Origin of the sequence: Lysinibacillus sp. FSL K6-0102, from assembly GCF_038003545.1 — a bacterium.
Lineage (GTDB): Bacteria > Bacillota > Bacilli > Bacillales_A > Planococcaceae > Lysinibacillus > Lysinibacillus capsici.
Genome location: NZ_JBBOPH010000001.1, coordinates 2,504,105 through 2,530,686, shown reverse-complemented (window position 1 = coordinate 2,530,686; position 26,582 = coordinate 2,504,105). Strand labels below are relative to the sequence as shown.

Genomic DNA, 26,582 nt, shown 5'->3' with positions numbered 1-26,582 from the left:
ATTTCACCATCCACTTTCAATTTCAATCCATTTTTTTTGATAAAAGCCCTTATTTGATGCGCATTTCCCTCTATAAAATTATACTGAAATTATTTTTCTCGTTTGAGAACATTCTGTGTTATCTTGGAAAACGCCTTGTCTTTCAAAAGAAGTCCCCCTATTATAAAAATCAATTGTGAATCGAATTCCATACAAACCCGTAGTAGCCTATAGCACTTCAATGAAACAGTTAAAGGGGTTTGTTTATGAAAAAAAGTTGGCTCAGATTAATTGGTCTTTCCACTATTGTCACTATGCTAACAGGCTGTGACCCATTGTTAGTATTAGATCCAAAAGGACCTCAAGCTCAAGTGCAAGCCAAAGATATTATGCTTTCGATAGGGATTATGTCCTTTATCGTACTCATTGTTTTTGTGTTGTTAGCTTATATGTTAGTGAAATTTCGTGCATCTAAGCAAAACCCTGACTATAAGCCTCCCCACATTAAAGGGAGTACAAAGGTGGAAATCATTTGTGTAGGTATACCCGTTTTAATTGTAGCGTACCTATCCTTTATTTCTGTTGAAAGTAACTATAAGGTGGAATCTACACCAGAGAAATACAAACAGGAAGAGCCGTTAATCATTTATGCTTCAACATCGAACTGGAAATGGCATTTTAGCTATCCAGAGGAAGATATTGAAACGGTGAATTATTTGTATATTCCTGCAGAGCGTCCTATCGAATTTAAACTTTATTCTTACGGACCAATTACAAGTTTCTGGATTCCTCAACTGGGTGGTCAAAAATATGCAATGGCCGATATGGTGAATACATTGCATCTGGCTGCGGATCTACCTGGGGAGTATATGGGGAGAAATGCAAACTTTAATGGTAAAGGGTTCGCTGAAAATACGTTTAACGTAACAGCAGTGACTCAGGATGAGTTTGATGATTGGGTGAAGGAAGTAAAAGCAACAGCTGAACCATTAACAGAAGAAAAATTTAATACGTTGCTAGAACCAGGACACGTTGGCCAATCAACCTACACTGGTACACATTTAACATTCCTGCCAGCCCCTGAGGGTGAGAATGGTGGACATCAGCATGGTACATCACACATTAAAGATCATGCTTCTCAACAAAACGATCATTAATTAAAAGGAGACATAGTCATATGGAGTACTTCGAACGATTTGCTATACCCCATCCAAGCCCAGCTATCTATGCATCGATGGTTGCGATTGGACTGACGGTGATAGCAATTATAGTTGGCTTAACCTACTTTAAAAAATGGGGCTACCTTTGGCGTGAATGGTTAACAACGGTTGATCATAAACGTATTGGTATTATGTATCTAATTTCTGCCCTTCTGATGCTTTTCCGTGGTGGAGCAGATGCGATTATGATGCGCGCCCAAATGGCTGTACCTGACAATACATTACTTGATGCGCAGCATTATAATGAAATCTTCACAACACATGGAACAGTCATGATTATTTTTATGGCCATGCCTTTTATTATGGCCTTTATGAATTATATTGTGCCCTTACAAATCGGTGCAAGAGACGTTGCTTTCCCGCGATTGAATGCATTAAGCTTTTGGCTATTTTTCATGGGGGCCATGCTACTAAATATATCCTTTGTTATAGGTGGCTCCCCTGATGCTGGCTGGACGAATTATTTCCCTCTAGCAAATAATGAATTTAGCCAATCTGTAGGAACAAACTATTATTTATTTGCCTTACAGATTTCAGGTCTTGGCACATTAATTACTGGTATTAATATGATTGTGACGATACTTAAAATGAGAGCACCAGGCATGACACTTATGAAAATGCCGATGTTTACGTGGTCTTCATTAGTAGCAAACGTGATTATCGTTTTTGCTTTTCCAGTTTTAACGGTAGCTTTAACGATGGGAACTTTTGACCGTCTATTTGCTACTAATTTTTTCACAACATCCGATGGTGGTATGGATATGCTGTGGGCAAACTTTTTCTGGGTCTGGGGGCATCCTGAGGTTTATATCCTGATTTTACCTGCGTTTGGGATCTACAGTGAGATTATTTCTACTTTTTCAGGACGCAATCTCTATGGCTATAAATCAATGGTCGGCTCCATGGTAATCATTTCCTTCCTTTCGTTTTTAGTATGGACACATCATTTCTTTACGATGGGACAAGGTGCTTTAACAAATAGTATTTTCTCGATTACAACGATGGCCATTGCCGTCCCAACTGGGGTTAAAATTTTTAACTGGTTATTCACCCTTTGGAAAGGAAAAATTGTTTTTACAACGCCAATGCTTTACTCCATGTTATTTATTCCTACCTTTACAATAGGTGGCGTAACGGGTGTAATGCTTGGCATGTCAGCCGCTGACTATCAATACCATAACACAATGTTCTTGGTTGCCCACTTCCATATGGTGATTATTCCTGGTGTTGTCTTTGCTATGCTAGCTGGCTTACATTACTATTGGCCAAAAATGTTTGGCTTTATGTTGAATGAAAAAATCGGCAAGTGGACGGCTTGGATTATTGCCGTCAGTACGCTGCTAGCCTTTATGCCAATGTTTGTCTCTGGCTTAGATGGACAAGCACGCCGTATGTACACTTATTCTGCCTCTACTGGTTTTGGGCTGTGGAATATGATTTCATTTATCGGTGCAATTGGCTTAACAATTGGTTTTATCTTAATTGTTTACAATGTTATTTACAGTATTCGTTATTCACCAAGGAATGTTGGGTCGGATCCATGGGACGCTCGCACATTAGAGTGGGCTACACCAAGCCCTGTGCCTTATTATAATTTTGCCAAGGTTCCACACGTAATTTCAACAGAAGCGTTATGGGATGCAAAATATCATCAGCATGAACTGTTCCCAGAGCCATATGAAAAGATTCATATGCCGAATAATAGCGGTGTACCTTTTATATTAGGCTGTATTTTCTTTGCATGGGGCTTCTCCTTTGTTTTTGGTATGTGGATACCAACAATTCTCACAACCATTGGTATTTTTATCTGCATGGCTCACCGTTCATTGGAAAAAGATCCAGGACACTATGTACCTGTCGAAAAAGTGAAAGCAACGGAATCGAAATTGCGAGGTAGTCAATTATGAAAATCGATCAATCACTTCCTTTAGAATATAGTACTCAGCAAAATCAATTGAATATATTAGGCTTCTGGGTGTTTATTGGTGCTGAAATTATGCTTTTCGGCACATTATTCGCAGGTTATTTTGTTTTAGTAGACCGTACTGGGAATGGTCCAACAGGAGCGGAGATTTTTGAAATTACACCTGTTTTATTTGAAACGTTTATTCTTTTAACAAGTAGCTTTACCATTGGCTTAGGTATACATGCTATGCGTAAGGGCTATACGAAAGCAATGATATGGTTTTATGTTTTGACATTAGTACTCGGTGTCGTATTTATTGGTTTTGAAGTTTACGAGTTTATGCACTATATTCATGTTGGTGCGAGCTTACAGACGAGTGCCTTTACGGCTGCCCTTTTAACAACATTAGGAACACATGGTGCACACGTTACCTTTGGGGTATTTTGGGGAATGTTCATCGTCTATCAGCTCATCCAACGTGGTTTAACACCAGAAACAGCCAATAAATCGTTTATCTTCTCTTTATACTGGCACTTTTTAGATGTGGTCTGGATTTTTATTTTCAGCTTCATTTACTTGAAAGGAATGGTGTAACATGAGTGATTTATTCCCGATGAAACAAGTCATGGGGTTTGGTGTGTCCATAATCCTTACGATCATTGCGGCATGTGTATATTTTTTCAATCTATCTTTTCCAATTACCATGACTATTTTATTAGTCACAGCATTTATTCAGGCAGGCTTGCAGTTAGTTGTCTTTATGCATGCTGGTGAAACAAATGATAAACCAGCCATCTATACCAATATTTATTATGGCTTAATCATTGCGCTCGTGACCATTTTCGGAACATTATTATGTATGATTTGGGGTTATATCTAAATAGAAAAAAATCGTCCTTACTTAACTTAGTAAGGACGATTTTTGTATGGAAATGCATGATATATAGTCAAAAGACAATGAGGGTAAACAATTCTTTGAAATTTTCACCATCAAAGTAAGAGTCCACGCTTTCATTCATTGTGATATCAAGTAATCATTGTTGAGATTGATTGAATGGGATAAATATAGGATTGCCTTTATCAATGTTTATTTTTATAATGCCAATTTTATCGATTTCTTCTTTTAAATGATTGGCGTATAGCACATCCTTTACAAGCTTTTAATGATATTCATGAAAATAATAAACAATGATGAAATCGATAATCAGAATTATTTTTTTCCTCCCCAAAATAGGATCATCTTCTGCTTGATTATTGTGGAACAATCATGGGGTTGTATATGTTAATGACAGTATTAAATGTACTTTTTCATCCGAGTGATTGATATACGTGTGAAGTTCTTCACCCTTGAATTTAATGACATCCCATTGGTTTAGCTGATGGGTTTTCTCTCCGACCTTTAGCTCCAATTGCCCATTTAATACAAGCACAATTTCCTCGGAACCTGCTAGGTGACACTCGCTGTATTCACTATTCGGTTCAAGACGACCTCTAAACCACTCAGTCCCATTTGTTTTGAATAATGGATCGACAAACCAGTCGTTATTATGACCTGCGAATTGGTAGTCTGAGCCAAAACGATGAACCTCTATATTTTCTTCAAAAGATAGTAAAGCGACAAGCGGAATATTAAGCCCTCTACAAATTTTCCAAAGAATATTGACAGTCGGATTCGTTTCCCCTCGTTCAATTTTCCCTAACGTCAATTTACTAACATTGCTGACATTCGCCAGCTCCTCCAAACTCATCCTTTTGCTTTTTCGAATTTCTCGTAAATTTCCTCCAACTTGTCCAGATAAGTCGATATTTTCCTCCTGCATTCTGCGCACCCCTCCCATTGACTTTGTATAAATAGTATATTATAGTATACAAGTCGATTAATTATAGTTTATTTTTAAATTTAAAAGTTAACTATAGTATATCAAATAATAACTAAAAGAGGTGTTTTCAGTGATGGCGAAATCAAAAAACTTTCCGATTATTTGGAGCGTTTTTTCTTTGTTTATACTATCTATGAATTTACGAGCTTCGATCACATCTATCTCGCCGGTATTGAAAAATATTCAAATGGATTTGCAGATGACAAGTGTTGTTGTAAGTTTATTAACAGCACTTCCCGTATTTTGTATGGGGATTTTTGCACCATTGGCTGGCAAGCTAAGTGAACGATGGGGTATCGAATGGACGATTGGGCTATCCGTTTTATTAATTGGTGTATCAACAGCTTTACGGTTAGTGGCAACTTTTCCTTTATTTTTATTAGTAACAGCTATTCTTAGTGGGATAGGTATTGCTATTACAGGTCCACTGATTTCAGGCTATATCAAAAAGGAATTTCCTAAATATTCTTCTACGATGATCGGTGTATATTCTGCGGGTATGGGAATTGGAGCGTCATTAAGTGCTGGTTTAGTTGTGCCTGCTATGCATGCTTTTCATCAATCATGGAACGCAGCTTTAGCAATATGGTCGGTATTTGCTTTTATGGGTATTATTGTTTGGATTCCAATTATCAAAAAATCCAAGCAATCTCAAGAGTCATTAGAGAAATCTACAGGTCAAAAAAGTCGCCTACCTTGGGGAAACCGATATGTTTGGCTCCTTATGGTCATGTTCGGTTTACAATCTGGCGTTTATTATTCCCTCGCGACATGGCTCGCTCCAAAAGTACAGGATATGGGATATAGTGACGCCTACGCCGCAACAACGGTCACTATTTTTTCTGTCATGCAAATGATTTGTAGCTTTATCATCCCCATCTTAATAAATAATAGTTTCAAGAGAAAGCCTTGGATGCTACTTTGCGCTTCAAGCTCCTTTATTGGCATTTTGATGTTAATTATGGGCGGCATCTCGCCAATTTTCTGTGCGACGTTGACAGGGATCGGTGCTGGTGGTTTGTTCCCATTAGCAATGATTTTACCTTTAGATGCTACGACTACACCAAAAGAGGCAAGTGAATGGACAGCGATGATTCAATTCGGTGGCTATATCATTAGTGGCATCATTCCAATGCTTGTTGGTGTCATCAAAGATATGACGAATACATTTGACGTTGCCCTTTTCACCTTATTATTGATCATCATCATTATCATGGGTCTGACGTTAAAGGTTAAAACAAAGACGGAATCAGCTACTATTCGCGTTCTTCCTAGTAGATGAAGTAAGGCGTCTTTAAACCGTTTTTCAGACAGTAGACAATCTACTTTTGGAGATTTAAGTTGCTAAAATAGTTTGTCTCTTGCTTTACAGCAGATTTATCCAACAACATTTTTACGTAGTTCTTTTTATGCTACAATTCACTATAAATGAGGAAGGAAGATGTTTTATGAAAATATCCGTTTATGTTGCAAGTGCATTTAGCAAGGATCATCAAGGCGGGAATAAAGCAGGAGTGGTATTGAATGAAAATACATTGACCACTACTCAAAAAATGGCGATAGCCAAAGAATTGGGCTATGCGGAAACCGCATTTATATCAGCATCTGAAATGGCTGATTATAAATTTGAGTATTTTACACCAAAAGAAGAGGTTGATTTATGTGGTCATGCCACAATAGGCTCTTTCACGATACTGATGCATTTAAATAAACTTTTCAAGGATCGCTATACGATTGAAACAAACAGCGGTGTTCTTACTATTACGATAAAAGACGACATCATTTTCATGGAACAAAACAAACCGATATTCTATGATGTTATATCTCCAAACGAGTTTATCGACTGTTTTGACATTAAAGATATAGACAATAACTACCCAATACAAATTGTTTCCACTGGCTTAAAAGATATTTTAATTCCGATAACAAGCGAAACACAATTACATGCACTGCAACCTAATTTTGAAAAAATAAAAGAAATCAGCGAGTATTATCATGTTGTCGGGACGCATCTGTATACGTTTAATGACAATCGAATAATATGTAGAAATTTTGCTCCACTATACGACATCAATGAAGAAGCAGCAACTGGAACTTCAAATGGTGCACTAGCCTGCTACCTTTATGAACAGCACCACTTGCAAAAAGAAGTCTATGTATTTGAACAAGGTTATTCTTTACACTCTCCTTCCGAAATATTAGTGAAATTAGCAACCAATAGCAAGAATGAAATAGAAAAAGTTTATGTTGGCGGCAAAGGCTATTACTGTGAAACAAAATATTTAAATGTAGAAGATATGGTGTAAACAATTAATTTCTCAACCTCAGACTGTAGATTTTTTGAATTTTAATTTAAAAATAGAAAAATAGATAAAAAGACAAACACATTTTTATAATTGAACAATGTGTTTGTCTTCAATTTCTGCTACCTTTTATGAGCTTGTGGGACATAACCGATTCGTTTCCATTGCTTAAGTGGCACATCCTCAATGAATGCCTTGCCTTTTTTCCACCCTAGAAGCCCGTCATGCATTTCAACAAAGTCGTTTTCCCTGCTTCATTATAATAATAAACCTACTTTAATCCCCTTATTTAAAATATTTTGATAGTCAATATAGTCATAGATATCGTCATCGATGAACGAACTTAATTCTTTCAATTCATCCATTGTTAAATCTTCAATGGCTTTGTCATGATCTTCACAATAAATAACGATAGAACCCACGATGCTGTGTGCATCTCTGAACGCAACGCCTTTGCTCACTAAATAATCAGCGACCTCTGTTGCATTCAGAAAACCTCCTTTGACTGCTTTTTTCATGTTTTCACTGTTCACCTTCATCGTAGCGATCATTTTTGACATAATTTGTAGACAAGATAATACGGTGTCCAATGCATCGAAAAATGGCTCCTTATCTTCTTGCATATCTTTATTGTAAGCAAGTGGTAAGCCCTTCATTGTTGTTAAAAGTGAAGTCAGTGAACCATATACACGTCCTGTTTTGCCTCGTATCAGCTCAGCGGCATCAGGGTTTTTCTTCTGTGGCATAATACTGCTGCCAGTAGAATAGGCATCATCAATCGTAATAAATCTAAACTCTTGACTACTCCACAAAATGAGCTCTTCGCTTAATCTACTTAAATGCATCATAATGATTGAAAAATCTGACATTAACTCTAATAAATAGTCGCGATCACTTACTCCATCTAAGAAATTATCTACAGGCTTAGAGAAGCCTAGCTCATTAGCTGTCATCTCACGGTTAATCGCATGAGTAGTTCCTGCTAATGCTCCACATCCAAGCGGGCTTTCATTCATAATTTCTATCGCTTTCACAATTCTTTTTTTATCGCGGTTTAACATATGATAATAAGCCATCAAATGATGTTGAAACGTTACAACCTGCGCACGTTGAAGATGTGTGTATCCTGGCATCATAACGTTATTGTCTTTTGCTTTTTGTTCTAAGCTCTGTTGTAACGCTTCAATTGAGGCAATCACCTCAAACGCCTTGTTTTTTGCATAAAGTCTAATATCTGTTGCTACTTGGTCATTACGACTTCTCGCTGTATGAAGTTTTTTCCCTGTGTCACCGATCCGTTGAGTCAAATTCGACTCTACGAAACTATGAATATCTTCATAATTTCCTTCAATTTGTAATGTGCCATTATCAATATCCTCTAAAATGGAAAGAAGTGCATTCTCAATATCTTGTCCTTCCCTCTCAGTCAATAAATTGCATTGTACTAGCATATGGACATGGGCAATACTGCCTTTAATATCTTCTTTGTAAAGTCTTTGATCCACCTTTAATGAACTATTGAAATCTTCCATTAATTTGTTTTCTTCTTTTCTAAAGCGACCGCCCCAAAGCTTCATCATTCATTCTCCTTCAATCAATCTATTAAACGTTATGATATTTCAGAAATGCTTTCCTGTAATTCCTCAATATTTCCTCTTTTACGCATATACCAGACACCATTGTAAACAGCAAAATAGTAAAAGGCTAAGCCAAATATAGCGACAATTACGGACATATAAGGGTCAGGAATGATACCTTTCCCACCGAAATTCCCTAAGAAAGACATCAATACAAGCATTAAAATATAAATAATAATGTAGATACCACCAAAAAATTCAACTGATTGGTGTTTTTGAATAAAGAAAATTACTAAATAACAAACAATACCTATTATTAATCCAGTAATGGCTAGCTGTACCTTACTCCAATTTGTCCAATAAATAAGCAGTGTGGCAAAAACGAATGCCATTGGTGCAATGAATTGCATACCAGGTAGCCCATTATTTTTTGTCAGACCTACTCTACGGAAAACCATAACCGTTACACATGCTGAAGCATATTTAAAAATACCGATAGCTCCTACAATCGCAACGATAGCTGTCCAGCTTTTCAGTGGGAATAAAAATAATAATCCTACTAGGAAATTGAGTGCAAGTGCACGTGTTGGAACACCGAATTTTTTATTAATTGTTCCAAAATAAGATGGTAGGAATCCACTTTTCGCCATACCAAATACATGTCTTGACGTACCAGCTGTATAAGTAAGAGCTGAACCTGTTGGCGAAACCATCGCATCAGCTGTAATAATCCAAGATAGCCAAACCATATTAGCCATCATTGCTAAATTAGCAAATGGTGAATCAAATTTAATGCCACTCCAACCATTCGCTAACATTTCTGTTGGAACTGCGCCGATAAATGTAATTTGAAGTAACACATATAATACTGCCGCAACACCTAATGATGTAATGAGGGCAAGTGGAATATTTCTTCTAGGGTTGACGACTTCCCCACTCATCATGATGACGTTGCCAAACCCAGTATAAGCAAAAAATATTCCGGTTGTTAAAATGGCACTTAAACCAGCGCTATAGCCATTTGGTGCAAATCCTTGGCTTGAAAAATTCTCTGGATGAAAGCCTGTCATAAAAAATGCAATGATTGTTAGTACAGGGACTATAAACTTAATTGTTGTAATGATATTGTTCGTGACTGCGAATAATTTCACCCCAAAATAATTGAAAACAACAAAGAATATCATTAAAACCATCGCTGCAAGAATACCTGATGTTGTCAGTTGTTCTTTTCCTACATCATATAACCCTGGCCAAAACTGATTGGCATATTGAATAACACCTGATGATTCTACGGGAGCTGTAGCACAATAGCCAAACCAGATTGAATAACTAGTAACGGTAGCAAGCATTTTTCCGTGAGAATAAAGCGGATATCTTGCTAGGCCTCCTGTTTCAGGTTTTACTCTTCCTAATTCAGCATAAACAAGCGCTATGAGTGTGATAACAAACGCACCAATAATCCAAGAAAGTATGGCTGCCGGGCCTGCTAATTTAGCAGCTACCCATGGTCCAAAGAGCCAACTAGATCCTATTATTCCCCCTAGAGATAATGTTGTAAGTGACCAAAACCCCATTTTCTTTTTCAAATATTGTTCTTGACTCATGAATGTTCCCCTCTCTGAAAAGAGAATATTGGTATGACCCTTTTAATTTGGACGCTTCAATAAAATTACGTTTTGACAGAAAAAATTTACATATTTTACTCTGCAGTGCAATGTAGTGTAGGTGACTAATATAGATTGTGCTCCTTTCTAGATGATGAAACATTGCACACATTTTTCATGTACCATTAATTAAAGGTTATTAAAAGGTGTTTACCTTAAAATGATTTTATTTTAATCGTTTGAATTTTTCAACACTTTTTTACAAAAAAAAATAACCATCTCACTTAGATGGTTATTTCAAACGATAAATTTTACTTGGTCGTCCTCTGGATATTTGTGCGTCTTTCCCTGTGTATTCGACGAGATCAACCTCACATAAACTAGCTAAAATGCGTCTAGCATTACTTTCATCCCAATAGAGATGTGCTGCTAAATCTTTAATGGTGAATTCCTGCCAATTCATTTTTTTAATAAGTGTGTATAATTTACTGTAATTTTTTAAACTAATTTTTGCTTTCTTTAATTTCTCTAATAAAATGTCATCATTAATACGGTATGAAAAGCTCACTTCATCTTCTTCACCAGCCGATTCAGTAATCGTTCCATTTTCTTGGACAATCACAATTGGTTGCTCCGATTTCTCCTTGGAGAGCTGGATGGCTCGCTGCGCATTGATTTCCGCAGAGTGAACGGTTACCCCATAGCCAATTCCGACAGTGACTGTTGTATGGGATTCATGTGATAGCTGATAGATGGTATCCTGTAAATCCTTGATTTTACGTTCAATGGCTCCTCTCGAACTAAAAATGATATAGCGACCATTTCCTCTTTCTAACAAGGAGCCATCTAGTTGCTCACAAAATCGCAATAACGTTTCCTTCAATTTTAATTCTAAATACTGTAAATGATAGGAGCTCTTCGCTTTTTCAGAGATTTTATCAAAATGTTCGATTTCGATAATTTGCACACCGATCTGTGTATCCTTAAAATAGAAGGCTCTGAGTTTTTCTTCCAGTATTCGTAATGTTTGGCGGATTTCCATATCTGTAGTGGAAATGTGATAAGCAGGGACACCTGCCTCTTTCAGCCCGCGATAAACAGCTTCAAAGCAAGTCAAAGCACCTGCTGTTTTTTGTTGATTCCATAAGTCGATATGAAAATCCATTAATTCTTTTGTACTGGTATTTACATCAAAGGTTTTCACATAGATTTCTTTAGGCGCAAAATCTAGCTGTTTGACGGCTTGCTCCAAGTGTGAAGTCGTGATTTCATCAATGCTTACCTTGTTCAAAAATTCTCCCTGATAAAAGCCCATATGCAATAGACATTTATAAATGCCGGATTCAGTATGTTGAATATAAACTAAGTTTTCACCTGATTGTAACGTATTTTTCGCAACCATATACGAAATTTGGCCAGAAAAAAACCATGCATCAACAGCGTGATGATTATCCTTTACGATATTTACGGTTTCATGAAAATCATGATAGGGAAATGCTACGAAATTCATAGTCATTTCGTATTCTTTGCCTAATTGAATGATGCGCTCTACAGATGAATTAGGGCCAATGACTCCAACTGTATACATTATTTCCTCCTAGTAAAATTACTTTATATATACCATTCTATAGAGAATTGCCCAATATTTATAGTGTCAATTAAAAAAGTCTGTTTTGGTAAAGGACAAGGTGACAGAAGTCGCACATATTTTATCCAAAAGCGCGCTCATTCTTTAATTCACAACGCTCCGAGACAGCCTTCGGAAACCCCTACCTAGCAATGGGATGTTAAAGGAAACATAAAGTGCCCTTGAAAGAAGGGCTTTTTCGAGAGAATGAATAAGGCATCGTCATCATTTGTGGTGATGGTGGCTGTCATGCCTTCGATTGTAAAGTCAGGTGTAAAATAGAATACTACTTTTTTTGTTGTATCCTTAATAATGCTTGCTAATACAGTCTCTGCATTGGTTGCCTGTAAAGAGATGATATCATAAATATTTAATACCCCTTCCTCCTCCTCCATTAATACTATTGTGTCAAATTCTTCTAAATAGTAAATAGCATGAGGGAAAACTAACGTAAAATAAAACATTAATAAACTTTCATTTTCCTCAACAGCAATCATACTAGAATGGATATAACGATTTTTTGCATACTCTTCAAGAAGTGCTAGATTCTGCTCAATTGTCAGCTGTTGGACGCTGGTCTGCTTTGGTTGAATAGGTCTTGTGGTAAGATCTAAGCTGTATTCACTTTCATGGATTCGCGTAAAGCCAAACTTCGGATAAAAATCTAGTACTGTTTCATTGGCAAAGAGATACATGAAATCACAGGCACCTTCGTGCTCTTTCATGAGATGCAGCATCAACTGCTTTGCCAAGCCTTGATGACGATAATGTTCATCCGTCATCACTGTACCAATCTGAATTCCCTTTAATCGCTCACCATTTACGCGAATCGACATCTTATAAATAGAAGCATTCGCAATTACTTTTCCTGCTTGTACAAATGAGTAAGGAATATATTGGTCATTCCAATAGCCTTTGTTATACCAGCCTCGAAAATCCAAACCAAATGTTTTCATTGCTAAATCATTAAAACTTGCCTTTAAATTTTCATTGTGACGATAATCACTAACTAATTCATATTTTGCCACGTCTATTCCCTCCTATTTTATGTTTCAATCGCTAATTTTTGTGGGAATCATCACCTCCTAAAAACAGAAAAAGACCCTATGAGAACAAGCTCATAAAGTCCTTTGTTATATAAAATATAACTGTGGATTAGACATCATTATGCTTCTCTTTTATCGCAAAAGGGCATTACTAAATAGACCCTATAATTTAAAAAAATTATAGAATGACCCCTTTATTAAATTCATTGGAATTTAATTTGCGATAATTAGCTTTAGCATAAAAAAGGCTAATCTCCCTTCTGTTTTTAAGAATACTATTATATTACCGTTATTTGTTAGATATGTCTACATGATGAAAATAAATGAAATAAGTATAGAATACCCCTATAAAGCCTATTCTATAAACGAAGTTAGCAATGAAGGGAGCCTACCATTTACTATGAAATTTAAACTACCTTTCAACAAACAACAACAACAACCAGTTCAAGAGGCGCCTAAAGAAAATCTTGTGAGAGTTGCACATGCCACAGATCATTTTATTCAATCGATTAAAAATGCTACTAATAATCCGGCAGATTTAATCGTTAAATCTCTTCCACCAAACGTCACCCTTATTTACATCGATAATTTGATCGATGATCAGACTTTAAATAATGATATTATTGCTAATTTACAGAGCAAGCCTCACGATACACCCGAGGCAATTGAGATGGCCCTTTCTATTGCAGAAGTCAGTCAATCCAGTCTACTAAGGGAAACCGTAGAATTGATGGTCAATGGTCATGTTGTGATTCACATAGGTGGCTTCCCGCAGACTATTTTAGCCAATATCGCTAGCAGAGAGTCTAGAGCATTGTCAGCGCCTGAGAATGAATCGCAGGTAATTGGTACACAGGTTGGATTTAATGAGAGTCTATCTACCAATATTTCCTTGATTCGTCGCTACATAGTGAGTCCTAATCTTTGTAATGAAAAAGTAAAAATTGGTACACGGACAAGTACCTCTGTTTCTCTTTTATATATGCGTGGCATTGCCAATGATCAAATGGTTCAAACAATGCGTCAACGAATCAAAGATCTTAATATCGATGAGCTTATCGATAGTGCCGTATTAGCTGAAATGATTGATGATAATTCACTATCTGTCTTTCCACAAATGCTATTGACAGAAAGACCTGACAGATTTTGTGATGGCATTTTAGATGGAAAAATTGGGGTTCTCGTAGATGGTAGTTCAATGGCTATCGTTTCCCCTCAAGGATTTACTGAGTTTTTTCAAAGTCAAGAAGATCAAAATTTAAGATGGCAAATTGCTACTTTTCTTCGTTTATTACGACTGGCTGCCTTCTTTTTATCTGTTTATTTAACACCATTTTATGTGGCAGCTCTTACCTTTCATTATGAAGTGATTCCACAAGCCTTTCTCGTACCATTAAGTGAATCAAGGGCTTTAGTTCCTTTCCCGCCCATATTTGAGGCTTTGCTGCTGGAATTTATTATTGAACTACTGAGAGAAGCAGGAGCCAGATTACCAACTAAAATTGGACAAACAATCGGTATCGTTGGTGGTATCGTTATTGGAACAGCAGCTGTACAGGCAGGGATTACCAGTAATATATTGCTGATTATCATTGCGTTAAGTGCTCTAGCCTCTTTTACGTCGCCAAGTTATATGATGGGCAATGTGATTCGTCTTATTCGCTTCCCTATCATTATACTTGCAGGATTTTGGGGTTTTTATGGTATCATGTTGGCTTTTTGTTTTATTCTGATTCATTTGTTACGTCAGTCAAGCTTGGGTGCTCCGTATATGTCTCCCTTCTATCCACCGAGGTTGAAGGAAATGCGGGATAGTATTATTAGAATGCCTGTCCCATTAACATCAAAAAGACCTGCTTTGACAAGACCAAAAGATGAACATAAATTTGTGCCAGAGCCAGTGAAACCTGATAAAAGTTGAACTGAAGGTGAAATAAATGGCAAAACCTATACAACTTAGCCCTAAAGATATGATTAATGCTTATTTGCTTTTTTTTGTGGTACACGGTGCTCAAATTGGGGTTGGTATACAGGGATTTCAACGCATTATCTATCAGGATGCTAGACAGGATGCATGGATTTCTGTTCTACTGGCTGGGATTGCCACACATCTTGTTACGTTTTGTATGATTAAAACGTTAGAAATTTACGGCTCTGATGATCTTTACGGAATTCAAATTGATATTTTTGGTAAATGGATTGGCAATTTTTTAAATGCAATTTATGTCATCTATTGCTCCGTAGCGTTCTTTTCAGTTTTACGAAATTATATTGAAGTTATACAAGCATGGATTTTTCCTAGCATTGAGACCTGGTTCCTGTCAGCAACTTTATTAATTATTATTATCTATGCCTTTACAGGAGGGCTTCGTGTCATTGTAGGTGTGTCTTTTTTTAGTATCATTCTCTCCTTATGGATTCTTCCAATGTTAGTATTTCCGATGGAATACGCTACAGTAGATAGTCTTCTCCCTATTTTAGAAAATGATATTCGCTCCATTTTAAAAGGGGCACAATCAATGACCTTTACGATTATCGGCTTTGAAATTCTAAACGTGATTTACCCCTTTGTAAAAGACAAGAAAAAAATCAGAAAACCTGTTCATTTAGGACTATTAGTTACAACCATCATCTATTTAGCCGTGATGCTGGTGTCCATTGCTTATTATAGTGAGGGCAAGCTATTGAAAACGATATGGGCAACCTTGACATTATTTAGTTTTATTAGCTTCCCCTTTATGGAACGCTTTGAATTTGTAGCGGTTTGTTTTTGGATGCTAATCATTTTACCGAATCTATGTCTATACTTATGGGCTGCGTACCGCGGAGCAATTCGTTTATTCCCGATAAGTGAAAAAAAGTTTGTTTGGCTCTTTTCATTCATCATTTTAATTGGAACAATATTGGTTCAAACACGGACACAGATTAATACAATTAACACGGTGTTTGGACAAATTGCCTTTTACGTAATTTTTGTCTACCCTATTTTACTTTGGCCAATAGCACGACTAAAGAAGAACTTCGCATCAAAGAAGGTGAAAAAGAATGAATAAACTTAGAGTAAGATGGATGATTCTTCTATCCTTTGTTTTTTTATATGGATGTGCACAAACCAATATTTTGGATAAAGTTGGATTAACTACTTTAGTCGGCTATGATGTAGGAACAGAGGATAAAATAAAGACAACAGCTGTTATTCGTGAAGTAAACCCCGAATTTCAAAGCAATGTGGAAGTTCTGTCTACAGAAAACGATACGAGTAAAGGAAATCGGATGGAAGCCAATCGTAAGCTTTCGAAAAAAATCATGGTTGGTCAAATGAGAGTCATCCTATTTGGAGAGGAATTGGCAAAAAAAGACCTTCGCTATTATATTGATACAAACCTAGAAAATGCTAGTGTCAGCAATGGAATCTTTATGGCTATTGTGGAAGGTGAAACAGAAACATTACTGAAATACGAATATCAAAATATTGAGGATATTGGGCAGCATATTTTTAGGTTGATTGAACAAAATGTCAAGCAGGAATATATGATTTCCTCTACACTTCATCAAATTGCCCATGATTATTATTCATCTGGAAAAGAATTTGCCATGCCTATTATTAAAAGAGATGACGAGCTGGTGGAATTAAGTGGGATAGCACTTTTTAAAGGCAGCAAAATGGTCAGTACCCTTCCAGCAAAAGATAGCTTTTACGTAAAGATTGTCAGAGATACCTTTAAAGTAGGTTTATATGAAACCGTTCTGGAAAACGAAGATGTACCTTCCGAAATTCTTCAAAAGCCTGCCAATAAAATAACGGTAGCTTTTGATGCAATCCAGTCGAAACGAGAAATGATGTTAGTTGATGCGGATACGCCAACATTTGACCTGAACATCAAAATCAAATCGAGAGTATTAGAGGTGTACCCTGATATCAATCAAGGGGACCCAAAAAGTGTGGCGGCACTGGAAAAAGCAATCGAGAAAAAATTGTCAAAGGAAATACGTAGAGTGATTGCTCATAGTCAGGAAGTTGAGTCTGATATCTTTGGCTTTGGTGAGAAATATCGAAGCGAAGTAAGACATTCTAAGCTAACAAAGGATAAATGGCAAAAAATATATAAAGACATGAAGGTAAATGTCCATGTTGATTTTACAATTTTAAGAGATGGTGTTTTTGAATAACTAGTGAAATGGTTGCCCTGTCATAACCGATAAAAAGTTTTGGAAAAAATGTTCATAATGAATATCAAAGGCAATACGATGCTTTTTTTCGCCATTATTATTTTCATAAGGTCTTGTCTCGGCAATACTTTGCCCCCTTGCAGGTCCTTCTAACTTGTCGACAACGGTTACAGGATAGGACTCATAAATAAACATGTCAGGATAAATAACTGCCATTAGTGTTAACGCATCATGCACGGGACTTCCTAGAAGTGAGGGGTCCCGTTCTTTATAAAAACGTGTATAGTATTCCATTAAGGGCTTTAGAATTTTTGTTTTGCCAAAGGAGTCAATATAGTCCACCATCCCAGGTGTGACAATGGCCTTTTGTGTCGCATTTAAAGGGATGATTGTCACATTCGTTGCATAGGTAAGCACAATATTAACGGCAAAGGGATCACCATGGAAATTCGCTTCAGCCACTGTCGTTACATTACCTGGCACCCAAAATGCTCCACCCATAATATAAAATTCCTTGATATTTTTCATAAGCTCTTTATAAAGGATAAACATCGTGGCTAGTGAAGTTAATCGCCCAATATTGACAATAATTAGCTCATCATGCTTATACCTTTCAATAATGTTGACGATTTCAAAAAAGTTCTCAATTTTTAATTCGTGATTATCATTTGGAATGATGGGTCCAAGTCCTCGTTTACCATGAATTTCTGGGTAATAGGTCGGCTGCTCTCCTGTTAAGGGTACTTCTGCTCCTAAAATCACAGGAATTCCTTGAGGGAAGTCGAACAATTTCATGACATAATAAATATTGGATACCGCATCCTCTCGCGATACATTGCCATAATCTGCAACGAGTCCCACAATTTCTATTTCTTGATTAAGCCGTGCATAGATCAATGCCACCGTATCATCAATGCCAATATCCCCGAATAACAGCACTTTTTTTACCAAACCATGTCCTCCCTTTTACTACCATTACTGTTATCTTTATAGTAATCAAAGATGACACGAATTATGAATTTTTGTGGAAAAATGAGTGAGTAATTCTAGTCCAACGAAAGAAACCCATATGCCGAAGCACATGGGTTTGATGATTTAGTGATTTGATTGGAGGAACTGATAGACTGCCATCATTTCCTGCTTATTCAATTCGCGTATACGATTAAAAATAGGAATATTGGCAACGGCTTCAAGATGGGAGCCCTCTGTAACAACATCGCTTACAGTACCAGTTAGCCATGTTTCCACATCAATGCCATCAACGATTTGCTGGCGTCCCTCCTCATTAATGCCACTTGCGCCACAGCTTACACAGGGCACGGTTAATTTATGGACTCCATCATGCAGTCCATCTTCAGAGAGCACCTTTTTCCCTTTACAGAATGGACAGGAATGACTGGCTTTGACTTTATTGATTTGGGTTACGATTTTCTTGTAGCCAAATGCTTCATATACATATGTTAGTTTTTTATATTTACCATTCGTAAAATATTGATCGATGATGGTTTCTCTTGTCTCCTGTATATTGGCAAAATCACAGATGGTCACTTGATTTTTATGGCTGATGCGCTCTAGATTATCTTTGATTTTGGCCCAAAAAGGAAAAGCGTTTTGTAGTACGATTTCATAGCCGACAAAGCTTGCTAGCTCTAATTCCAGCATTTTTAGGGATACCTGTGTTTCCCTTGGCAATAAGGAAACATCCTGTAGCAGTGACATGTCTCCGCCCACGATGGCTTTGATTTTTTCTAATTGTGGTAAGTTGCCTACAATGTTGATGACTTCATCAAGCGGCTGGCGAATTAAGTCACGAATATCTGTGTCCCCAAATCGTAATTTCTTTTGGTGGTTGAGCACAGTCCCATGACAAATTGGGCATGGTACCATTTCTCTTGTTTCCTTCATTTGCTCTTTAATAATGGATTTTGAAATCACGATATAACGACCAATGATAAAATTAAAGCCCTCCCACTTTTTCGAGGATTTTGTTGCCTTATCATAAAAGGACTTGTCCCAATAACCATATAAAAATGTATGCTTTTCTTCCTCAGTCATATCATGATAGCTTTTACTAATGTCCTGACCCAGCTCTATTTTAATCTGCTCAAAGAGAAATTCTAATTTAGAATGTTGATAGTATTTTAAAACCTCCATTATATCGGGATGTAGTAGGCCGTCCCAAAATGGCACGTTTTTGTCTTGTACCACAAGATCAAAATCGAATTTTTCAATTTCCAATCGACCAGAGCAGCTAGGGCAATGATTTTCTTGGCTATAAAAATCGAAGCTTCTCGTATCCTTATTTGTTGGATGAGCAGCCACAATATGATTGATTAGGCCACCTATTTCATACAGGAAGCTATATTGGCTATATAAATGTCTTTCCAAATCAATGGCAACAACTGGGGCAATTTTGTTCGATTCATATTCACCGTAAATCAGACGAGCCATGGAAGATAAGCTTTTTAAGATGCCACCCTTATATATATTTTCCGCATTTTTGAAATAGCTAATATGGTTGTCTTCTAAGTATTGAATGCCCTGCCTTAATGCGAGTGTAGATGTGATTTGTAATGGAGTTGAACCCATTGAATGATTATCCTGATTAAAATAATCTTCATGGCTAACTACATTTAGATGTGTTACAGGCTCCTGCTGTCTTTTACCGAAGTCAACAACAAAATCAGAGCTTTCCAGCATATAGGCATTATGCTCAATCATGATGATGGAGATAGATTCATCCTCTAGGATGTCCCTGACACTATCGATGAATTGGTTTAAAATGTTCTGAGATAGCCCTTTAGAAGGCTCATCAAAAATAAATAATGTATGGGGATTACGAGCGTTGGCAAATAACTCTGAGACTAGATGCACACATTGGAATTCACCAGTCGATAGAGATTGCGTTTTTCTCTCAAGCGTTAAGTAGCCCAGTCCAAGCTTAATCAATAAGCTTAAGCGTTTATGTGCGATATCCTCATTAGGTAGTTCATCGATTATATCTTCAATCGAGCGCTGGAAAATATCATCAATGTCCTCACTATATTTTGTTAGTTTCTTTTTAATATCAAGGAATGTCGCGACAGTGGAACGACTCGTAATGGATTGGTTACGATCTTGCCCAACCATCACGAGTTTGTCCTTTGGATAGCGTTTGATAAAATCTTTAGCAATACACTCATTAACAAGCGTTGATTTCCCACAACCAGACTCTCCTGTAAAGGTAACAAGTCGATTTTGTGGAATGTCTATTGCATCCATGTGGATATTACGGCAATATAAATCTCCGAATTGATAATAGGATGTTGGTGCTGCTGGATTTCGTTCCCAATAAATAGGCTTTGGTCGTGGAGATTCTTCAACGATTTTTCCTCCGTATTTTCCACTACCTGGTCCAAAGAATAGATGCTCGTCTGCCGTGTCTAACACAGTATCAGAATGATCAATCAACCAAATTTGGTTTTTAGCGCCTAGCTGTTGTATTTGCTCTAAAATTTTTAGTAAGGTGTTATGGTCCAGACCCACAGAAATTTCATCAACAATAATCACGGTGTTTTCGCTTGTTGCCATGAATTCTGCTAAGTACAGCCTTGTTAATTCTCCACCTGATAAAGTCCCCATAATACGATTTAAGGTTAAGTAGCCAATATTCATTTGCATAATATTATGCAGAATATGCTGTTTTTCTTCACTGATATTTAATTCTTTTGATAAGGAATAGATGGCCTCTATACTTAAATGATGAATATCAGAAATACTATAGAGTTCATTCCATAAAGTGATTTTATACTGCTCCACTTCTGGACTATAGCGCTTACCCAAACATTTTTTACATTCTACATTTTTTGTCGTGCCTCGCCCCTTACATGCAGGACACCAGCCTAACGCATTGTTAAAGGAAAACATCTCTGGCGATAGCTGAAACTCATCTGCCAATCGATTACGAATTTCTTTAAAAACACCTGTATGCGTACCAATTGTGGAACGTGGATTGCTAGAGATTGAGGATTTTCCTAGAAAAAGTACAAGGGGCATGTCCTCCATTTTGATGGCACTGAAGTTCGTTTCCATAATGTTTGGAAACAAATATTGATATTCAGCCTTTGGCAATAAAGAAACAAGACGTTTTTTGGATTCTTCTCCAATCGTTTGACAAAATGTCGTCTTCCCTGAACCAGACAAACCTGCTATGGCTAAAGATTGATCGTCGGATAAAACGACATCTAGACGGTTAATATTATTGGCAATTAGTTCATTAATTTTCATTTAGTTATCCTTCCATTTAAGAAAATTAAAAGATGAGACTGAACATGAAAGAACACAATTCTTGCTACGGAATTGCGCTCTTCTTGCTGTTATTTAATTTATTCTACGCTAATACTTTTTCAAGCTGTGCACTCATATTTGTCCAAGCATATTTTGCTCCCTCGATTGCACCTTGACGTGCCTTTGTTTCTTCGCTGAAGCCACCTTGATCAAGATGAAGCTGAGTCGTACCATCTGCTACCTGTGTTAATGTCCATGTAACTGTTGTTGTTTCGCCAGCACTTGTCCAAGTATAAGATAATTTGTGAGGCTCTTCCACTTCAAGTACCTCACAGTCTACAATACCGTCCCACCATTCATTTGGTTCAGCACGGAATTGGAATTTATGTCCTACGATTGGTTGGAAGTCATTGTTCCAGATCCATTTTGCTAGTGTATCTGAGTCTGTTAAAGCATGCCATACTTGTTCGATGGAACTTGTAAATTTAAAATCTAATGATACATCTGGTTTCATTTTTTTTCCTCCAATAATAGATGTAATTTCGCGATTCTTTCTTTCCAAAAACCTTCATAAAACGATACCCAATCTTGTATTTCTTTCAATGGAGCTGCATTCAATCGATATCTCGTCTCTCTACCTTCCTTGCGTGCAAGAACAAGGCCTGCATCTTTTAGAATGGCTAAATGTTTCGAGACAGCAGTACGCCCCATATCAAATTGAGCGGTTAATTCGTGAAGCGGTAACTCATCTACCTCTGCCAATAAACGGATCAACTTTCGTCTTGTTGGGTCAGCAATGGCTACATAAACGTCACGCTCTTGATGATTGTTATTCAAAACCACCACCCTTTCTAATAGGACACTGATTGGTGTCTTAATTATATGACACCAAATAGTGTCCAGTCAAATACTATTTTGGTCAAAGTGGTAGGAGTTCTATACCTACAAGGAAAACTAGCTAAAATACAAAAAAGTACAGAGGAGGAGCCTATGTACTTTCGGGTAATTATTCATTTGTTAACTTCAGTTGTTATGGATTCATGTAACAGAATAACAATACGCCTTAAAAGAAAAACCCTTATTGACATGAATTGCGCATCCCAATAAAGGTTTTCTGATGTGAATTTATGCTAGCTCTAAGGGTAAAAAGGCGTAGTCTCCATCTCTTATAACGGAACCTTTACGCACCGCAATTGACTGCTTGAATAGAGGGCCATCAATGACGGTCGTATGGAATTCGCCGCCTTCTCCGCATGGGTCAATGCTACGGGCTTCAAGCTCCTTTACATATTCAGGGGTAAGCACACGCCCTAAATCGTCCTCCGTCATGCCCAAGGATAGGTTGACCGTGACAATCATTGTAATAAATCCTAAGTGAATAAATTCATCGACAGCCTCACGATGGTTCATCTCCCACAATGGCATGCCTAGCTTTAAACCTACCTTTTTAGTGACTTTATCGTGCCAGCAGCCATGTGCAGGCATATCTAAGTCTCCTGTTACTAATACTTCAGCTCCCTGCTGCTTTGCATTTACTAATAAACCTACAAATACTTCTTCATAATCCGCCCAGCTTGCTGCAGCAGTATAGACTGGTAGCCCAATAGAGTCAGCTTGTGCCTGGATAAGCGCAGGTGGCATCCCGTGGGACCTTGAACGTTTCCCTTCTTCCTCTAGCATCACTATGAGCCCCATTGCTTGGCCCACCTGTGATGCTTTATATAAAGCTAAAACACTATCCTTGCCACCACTAAATGAAGCAATAAATGTGCGATTTTGTGCATTCTGTTTCCAGCCTGTTGTGTTGGTCATTTCCGTGTCTCCTTTTACTGTTCATCAAGATATATATTTCTAGCATCCTCGTCAAAAAACTCTATGATCGTTGGATAATTATTAATGTTAATATTGGCCTCTTTCAATATCTTTTGCATAAAGATGGTATCGACAAAAATTTTATTGATAATCCTCCTACATATTGATGGTAAGTCATGGAAATACGCTATTAACTGAATAAGGTCATCAAAGTGAAAAGTCAAAATATAAGTGACATAATTCTGTAATAGCATACTAAAGCAATGCTCACGATAAGGATTCGATTGATGATCGAATAGAAAGCTATGAAGCAATTGATAGAATGCCTTATTATTTTGATTAAACATATGTAAAAAATCATCTACATTATTAATTAGATGTAGGTACTCTATGCCATCTTCAAAAGGCATAACGAGTCTTTTTGATTTTCCTTCGATGCTTCTCAAAAGTTCGATTGTCAGCTTCTTGCAAGCATTTATCTCATGGGGTGTTAATAATGCTCTGTCATGCTTATGCTGACAAATATAATCATGATAATGAGAAAAATATTGCTCCATATTGATATTCGTTTTAGCATGAATTAAAGTTCCTTCTTTGAACGAAAAAGCATAAAGTGTTTCCTCGTTCACTGGATGGCTATACAGATAGAAAAAGAATAAAAAGTCCTTTAACTGTTGTTTCTGCTCTTTGCTGAGTATCGTGACATGCTCTAATTGAGCAAGTTGAAAGAAGCAATAGTTTTTCATAAAATCATTCATTTTGTTATACGGGTTCCGTGGAATTATTCTAGTCGTTGCATTTATTGTGTAGAGCAAATAATAGCAAACTTGCTCATCATAAACATCTAGCTGCTTGAAGCAAGATGTAAGCATAGGCTGCCAGTCTGGCTTTTGAACATAATGAGGATTTTGTGGTTGAAATGCCTCTGCCCATTCCAAAAATGTCCCCTGTTCGCGATCAATAAAAAAGAGCTCTGCGCTAGTATCTTCTAATAAAACATATTCGAAGTCCTTCATTTGAACAGCTGGTAAACCCCGATTAAACTTGATATTTAGGTAGTGATCAAATACTTCTTGTAATACTGTCATTCATATCCCCATTTCTTTAGGATTTTTCAGAAGCGAACGTCCCTTTATTTTATCACAATCATGATGAGAACTTGGCGATAGATGCTAAGGTGGAACACCATTATGAGTGATTAAGACAGCTCGTTGGATCAATGCCTATTTGGAGGTTATCTGGAGGAGCCATGGAGAAACAAGAGTGAGAATTTTGACTATCTAAATGGAAATAAAGTCTTTTTAGCAGAACATCAAAAACCCGAACTAAATTATAAAACAACCTAGTGTGCTTCATAATTGTTCGGGCGTTCTGTTCATGCTTTGTTAATTAATAAGCTTGTGCAAACCAAACTGTATGTTTTGCTTCGTTTCCACAGCCAATACATGTGGTTTTCGTTGTTGGTGGATTGAAAGGAATATTGCGAGATGTGTATTTCGTTTCTTCCTTTACTTTTTCCTCACATGCATCCTCGCCACACCAGCCAGCAAGCACCCAGCCTGGAATTGTGCCATTGTCTTTTGCTGTGTCAATGTGCTGCTGTAATTGTGGAAGTGTGTCAATTGTTGTGTGAGCATTTGCTTCACGGAATTGACGAGCTTTTTCTAATAAGCGCGTTTGCATGGTTGTTAATTCTTCTTCAATAGCTGTAATGATTGTAGCTAAATCAACAGTTCGTTTTTCTTCTTCATCACGCGCTTTCAGTAAAGCTTGCTTGTTTTCTAGGTCACGTGGCCCTAATTCAACACGCACAGGCACGCCCTTTAGCTCCCATTCATTGAACTTATAGCCTGGCGATTGGTCTGAATCATCCAAACGTACTCGAATACCCTTCGCTTTTAAGGCTGCAAAAATCTCATCTAAATGCTCCATGATTTGAGGGTTCTTTTTCCATGGTCCTACTGGAATTAAAACGACTTGCGTTGGTGCGATGCGTGGAGGTAAAACAAGTCCCTGCTCATCACCATGCACCATAATAACTGAACCAATTAAGCGTGTAGATGTACCCCAAGATGTTGTGTGTACGTATTCGTGCTGGTTCGCTTTATTTAAATACTTGATATTAAAGGCTTCAGCAAATTTTGTTCCTAAATAATGCGATGTTCCTGCTTGCACAGCCTTGCCATTTTTCATCATTGCCTCAATAGAGTACGTATCGACAGCCCCTGCGAAACGTTCAGAAGGTGTTTTTTGTCCATCATAGACAGGAATTGCTAGCACCTGTTCTACTACTTCTTTATAAATGTCTAGCATTTGCATTGTTTCCTGCCGAGCATCTGCTTCATCCACGTGCGCTGTATGCCCTTCTTGCCATAAAAATTCTGATGTCCGGATAAAAGGCAGTGTTTTCTTTTCCCAACGGAAGACATTTGCCCATTGGTTGATTAGCACTGGTAGGTCACGGTAGCTTTTAATCCAATTAGAGTAAAGATGACCAATCATCGTCTCAGATGTTGGACGAAGGGCTAACCGTTCTTCTAATTGTTCCCCTGCTGCCTCGGTTACCCAAGGAAGCTCAGGTGAGAAACCTTCGATATGATCCTTTTCCTTTTGAAAGAAGGATTCAGGGATAAGCATTGGGAAATAGGCATTACGATGTCCTGTCTCTTTAAAGCGACGATCCATTTCCTCCTGAATATGCTCCCAAATTTCATAGCCGTCTGGCTTAAAGGCGATACAGCCTCGAACAGGTGTATAATCCATTAAATCGGCTTTTTGGATGGTCTCGATATACCATTTCGAAAAATCTTCTAGTTGTTTTGACATGTTTTCTCCTCCAATTTTGTTAAATGAATACTTGTTCAACCCGTATAAAGATTTAGCTGAAGCAAGAAAAAAAGCACAAAGCTGTCCTCTGAATAAGGACGTCTTTGTGCTGGAATGACGTGGTACCACCTTGATTTAGCTTTACGTAGATTATAAAGCCCTCTCACGTTTGGTAACGAAAACGACTCGGTTATGTTTGCATAACATCTCCGTGGTAGGTGTTCAGTCAAGAAGCGGTGATATAGCTCTCAGCAGGTGCTATATTTTCTGTTTCACAATTCTTACTTACTTGGCCACATCATCAAATGGTTTATCATGTTAACAGTTTTACTTTATCCCACTTTAGCAAAATCATTCAGGAATAGC

At 37.3% G+C, this 26,582-nt stretch carries 21 protein-coding genes; 9 read left to right on the top strand and 12 right to left on the bottom strand.

Features of this window, described 5'->3' with window-relative positions; translation table 11 throughout:
* The first annotated feature begins 245 nt into the window (after positions 1-245).
* From qoxA to qoxD, 4 genes are read left to right on the top strand one after another with little or no spacing between them, the layout of a single operon-like run.
* Positions 246-1,136 (top strand): cytochrome aa3 quinol oxidase subunit II, encoded by an 891-nt coding sequence (gene qoxA / locus NYE73_RS12785; protein WP_259950761.1) that lies wholly within the window; start codon positions 246-248, stop codon positions 1,134-1,136.
* 20 nt (positions 1,137-1,156) lie between these two features.
* Positions 1,157-3,106 (top strand): cytochrome aa3 quinol oxidase subunit I, encoded by a 1,950-nt coding sequence (gene qoxB / locus NYE73_RS12780; protein ID WP_048392790.1) that lies wholly within the window; start codon positions 1,157-1,159, stop codon positions 3,104-3,106.
* Positions 3,103-3,699 (top strand): cytochrome aa3 quinol oxidase subunit III, encoded by a 597-nt coding sequence (qoxC, locus tag NYE73_RS12775; RefSeq protein WP_048392792.1) that lies wholly within the window; start codon positions 3,103-3,105, stop codon positions 3,697-3,699. The genes qoxB and qoxC overlap by 4 nt, the downstream gene beginning before the upstream one ends.
* 1 nt (position 3,700) lies before the next feature.
* Positions 3,701-3,985 carry a cytochrome aa3 quinol oxidase subunit IV gene (gene qoxD / locus NYE73_RS12770; RefSeq protein WP_036079092.1) on the top strand — a complete coding sequence of 95 codons (285 nt, stop codon included), beginning with the start codon at positions 3,701-3,703 and terminating at the stop codon, positions 3,983-3,985.
* Between the two features lie 385 nt (positions 3,986-4,370).
* Here the strand turns inward: qoxD and NYE73_RS12765 are convergent, their stop codons facing one another.
* On the bottom strand, positions 4,371-4,925 hold the full coding sequence (locus NYE73_RS12765) for a helix-turn-helix domain-containing protein (RefSeq protein WP_259950760.1): 555 nt from the start codon (positions 4,923-4,925) through the stop codon (positions 4,371-4,373).
* 133 nt (positions 4,926-5,058) lie between these two features.
* On the opposite strand from NYE73_RS12765, the gene NYE73_RS12760 reads away from it, so the two are divergent.
* On the top strand, positions 5,059-6,267 hold the full coding sequence (locus NYE73_RS12760) for an MFS transporter (RefSeq protein WP_259950759.1): 1,209 nt from the start codon (positions 5,059-5,061) through the stop codon (positions 6,265-6,267).
* 166 nt (positions 6,268-6,433) lie between these two features.
* Entirely contained in the window at positions 6,434-7,291 is an 858-nt protein-coding gene (locus NYE73_RS12755; RefSeq protein ID WP_259950758.1) for a PhzF family phenazine biosynthesis protein, read from the top strand.
* A gap of 254 nt (positions 7,292-7,545) precedes the next feature.
* Here NYE73_RS12755 and argH read toward each other — a convergent pair whose 3' ends face one another.
* The 4 genes from argH to NYE73_RS12735 form a co-directional block, all read right to left on the bottom strand.
* Positions 7,546-8,865, bottom strand: coding sequence for an argininosuccinate lyase (argH, locus tag NYE73_RS12750; protein ID WP_048392798.1), 1,320 nt, complete (start codon positions 8,863-8,865; stop codon positions 7,546-7,548).
* A gap of 32 nt (positions 8,866-8,897) precedes the next feature.
* Positions 8,898-10,469 (bottom strand): APC family permease, encoded by a 1,572-nt coding sequence (locus NYE73_RS12745; RefSeq protein WP_048392799.1) that lies wholly within the window; start codon positions 10,467-10,469, stop codon positions 8,898-8,900.
* 292 nt (positions 10,470-10,761) lie between these two features.
* Positions 10,762-12,057 carry a hypothetical protein gene (locus NYE73_RS12740; protein ID WP_259950757.1) on the bottom strand — a complete coding sequence of 432 codons (1,296 nt, stop codon included), beginning with the start codon at positions 12,055-12,057 and terminating at the stop codon, positions 10,762-10,764.
* A gap of 185 nt (positions 12,058-12,242) precedes the next feature.
* A complete protein-coding gene (locus NYE73_RS12735; protein WP_259950756.1) occupies positions 12,243-13,124 on the bottom strand; it encodes a GNAT family N-acetyltransferase in 882 nt (293 codons plus the stop codon).
* 418 nt (positions 13,125-13,542) lie between these two features.
* On the opposite strand from NYE73_RS12735, the gene NYE73_RS12730 reads away from it, so the two are divergent.
* The 3 genes from NYE73_RS12730 to NYE73_RS12720 are packed head-to-tail and all read left to right on the top strand — an operon-like array spanning position 13,543 to position 17,312.
* The gene (locus NYE73_RS12730; protein ID WP_259950755.1) at positions 13,543-15,063 is read left to right on the top strand and encodes a spore germination protein; all 1,521 of its coding nucleotides are present in this window, start codon (positions 13,543-13,545) and stop codon (positions 15,061-15,063) included.
* Between the two features lie 16 nt (positions 15,064-15,079).
* Positions 15,080-16,195: a GerAB/ArcD/ProY family transporter gene (locus NYE73_RS12725; RefSeq protein WP_259950754.1), complete on the top strand. Its 1,116-nt coding sequence runs from the start codon at positions 15,080-15,082 to the stop codon at positions 16,193-16,195.
* Entirely contained in the window at positions 16,188-17,312 is a 1,125-nt protein-coding gene (locus NYE73_RS12720; protein ID WP_259950753.1) for a Ger(x)C family spore germination protein, read from the top strand. The genes NYE73_RS12725 and NYE73_RS12720 overlap by 8 nt, the downstream gene beginning before the upstream one ends.
* Here NYE73_RS12720 and NYE73_RS12715 read toward each other — a convergent pair whose 3' ends face one another.
* From NYE73_RS12715 to proS, 7 genes are all read right to left on the bottom strand, one after another.
* On the bottom strand, positions 17,313-18,263 hold the full coding sequence (locus NYE73_RS12715; protein ID WP_259950752.1) for a nucleoside hydrolase: 951 nt from the start codon (positions 18,261-18,263) through the stop codon (positions 17,313-17,315).
* Between the two features lie 144 nt (positions 18,264-18,407).
* Positions 18,408-21,578: an ATP-binding cassette domain-containing protein gene (locus NYE73_RS12710; protein ID WP_259950751.1), complete on the bottom strand. Its 3,171-nt coding sequence runs from the start codon at positions 21,576-21,578 to the stop codon at positions 18,408-18,410.
* 103 nt (positions 21,579-21,681) lie between these two features.
* On the bottom strand, positions 21,682-22,092 hold the full coding sequence (locus tag NYE73_RS12705; protein ID WP_048392814.1) for an SRPBCC family protein: 411 nt from the start codon (positions 22,090-22,092) through the stop codon (positions 21,682-21,684).
* Positions 22,089-22,415, bottom strand: coding sequence for an ArsR/SmtB family transcription factor (locus NYE73_RS12700; protein WP_048392816.1), 327 nt, complete (start codon positions 22,413-22,415; stop codon positions 22,089-22,091). The genes NYE73_RS12705 and NYE73_RS12700 overlap by 4 nt, the downstream gene beginning before the upstream one ends.
* A 288-nt stretch (positions 22,416-22,703) precedes the next feature.
* Positions 22,704-23,390: a Dph6-related ATP pyrophosphatase gene (locus NYE73_RS12695; protein ID WP_259950750.1), complete on the bottom strand. Its 687-nt coding sequence runs from the start codon at positions 23,388-23,390 to the stop codon at positions 22,704-22,706.
* A gap of 14 nt (positions 23,391-23,404) precedes the next feature.
* Positions 23,405-24,478 (bottom strand): hypothetical protein, encoded by a 1,074-nt coding sequence (locus NYE73_RS12690; RefSeq protein ID WP_259950749.1) that lies wholly within the window; start codon positions 24,476-24,478, stop codon positions 23,405-23,407.
* Between the two features lie 301 nt (positions 24,479-24,779).
* On the bottom strand, positions 24,780-26,216 hold the full coding sequence (gene proS / locus NYE73_RS12685; RefSeq protein WP_048392823.1) for a proline--tRNA ligase: 1,437 nt from the start codon (positions 26,214-26,216) through the stop codon (positions 24,780-24,782).
* Between the last annotated feature and the right edge of the window lie 366 nt (positions 26,217-26,582).

Coding starts and splice junctions, on each gene's coding strand:
- qoxB (WP_048392790.1), top strand. CDS start 1,157: ATGGAGTACTTCGAACGATTTGCTATACCCCATCCAAGCCCAGCTATC.
- NYE73_RS12725 (WP_259950754.1), top strand. CDS start 15,080: ATGGCAAAACCTATACAACTTAGCCCTAAAGATATGATTAATGCTTAT.
- NYE73_RS12765 (WP_259950760.1), bottom strand. CDS start 4,925: ATGCAGGAGGAAAATATCGACTTATCTGGACAAGTTGGAGGAAATTTA.
- NYE73_RS12730 (WP_259950755.1), top strand. CDS start 13,543: ATGAAATTTAAACTACCTTTCAACAAACAACAACAACAACCAGTTCAA.
- NYE73_RS12705 (WP_048392814.1), bottom strand. CDS start 22,092: ATGAAACCAGATGTATCATTAGATTTTAAATTTACAAGTTCCATCGAA.
- NYE73_RS12710 (WP_259950751.1), bottom strand. CDS start 21,578: ATGAAAATTAATGAACTAATTGCCAATAATATTAACCGTCTAGATGTC.
- proS (WP_048392823.1), bottom strand. CDS start 26,216: ATGTCAAAACAACTAGAAGATTTTTCGAAATGGTATATCGAGACCATC.
- NYE73_RS12740 (WP_259950757.1), bottom strand. CDS start 12,057: ATGTATACAGTTGGAGTCATTGGCCCTAATTCATCTGTAGAGCGCATC.
- qoxD (WP_036079092.1), top strand. CDS start 3,701: ATGAGTGATTTATTCCCGATGAAACAAGTCATGGGGTTTGGTGTGTCC.
- NYE73_RS12760 (WP_259950759.1), top strand. CDS start 5,059: ATGGCGAAATCAAAAAACTTTCCGATTATTTGGAGCGTTTTTTCTTTG.
- qoxC (WP_048392792.1), top strand. CDS start 3,103: ATGAAAATCGATCAATCACTTCCTTTAGAATATAGTACTCAGCAAAAT.
- qoxA (WP_259950761.1), top strand. CDS start 246: ATGAAAAAAAGTTGGCTCAGATTAATTGGTCTTTCCACTATTGTCACT.
- argH (WP_048392798.1), bottom strand. CDS start 8,865: ATGAAGCTTTGGGGCGGTCGCTTTAGAAAAGAAGAAAACAAATTAATG.
- NYE73_RS12695 (WP_259950750.1), bottom strand. CDS start 23,390: ATGACCAACACAACAGGCTGGAAACAGAATGCACAAAATCGCACATTT.
- NYE73_RS12755 (WP_259950758.1), top strand. CDS start 6,434: ATGAAAATATCCGTTTATGTTGCAAGTGCATTTAGCAAGGATCATCAA.
- NYE73_RS12720 (WP_259950753.1), top strand. CDS start 16,188: ATGAATAAACTTAGAGTAAGATGGATGATTCTTCTATCCTTTGTTTTT.
- NYE73_RS12690 (WP_259950749.1), bottom strand. CDS start 24,478: ATGACAGTATTACAAGAAGTATTTGATCACTACCTAAATATCAAGTTT.
- NYE73_RS12745 (WP_048392799.1), bottom strand. CDS start 10,469: ATGAGTCAAGAACAATATTTGAAAAAGAAAATGGGGTTTTGGTCACTT.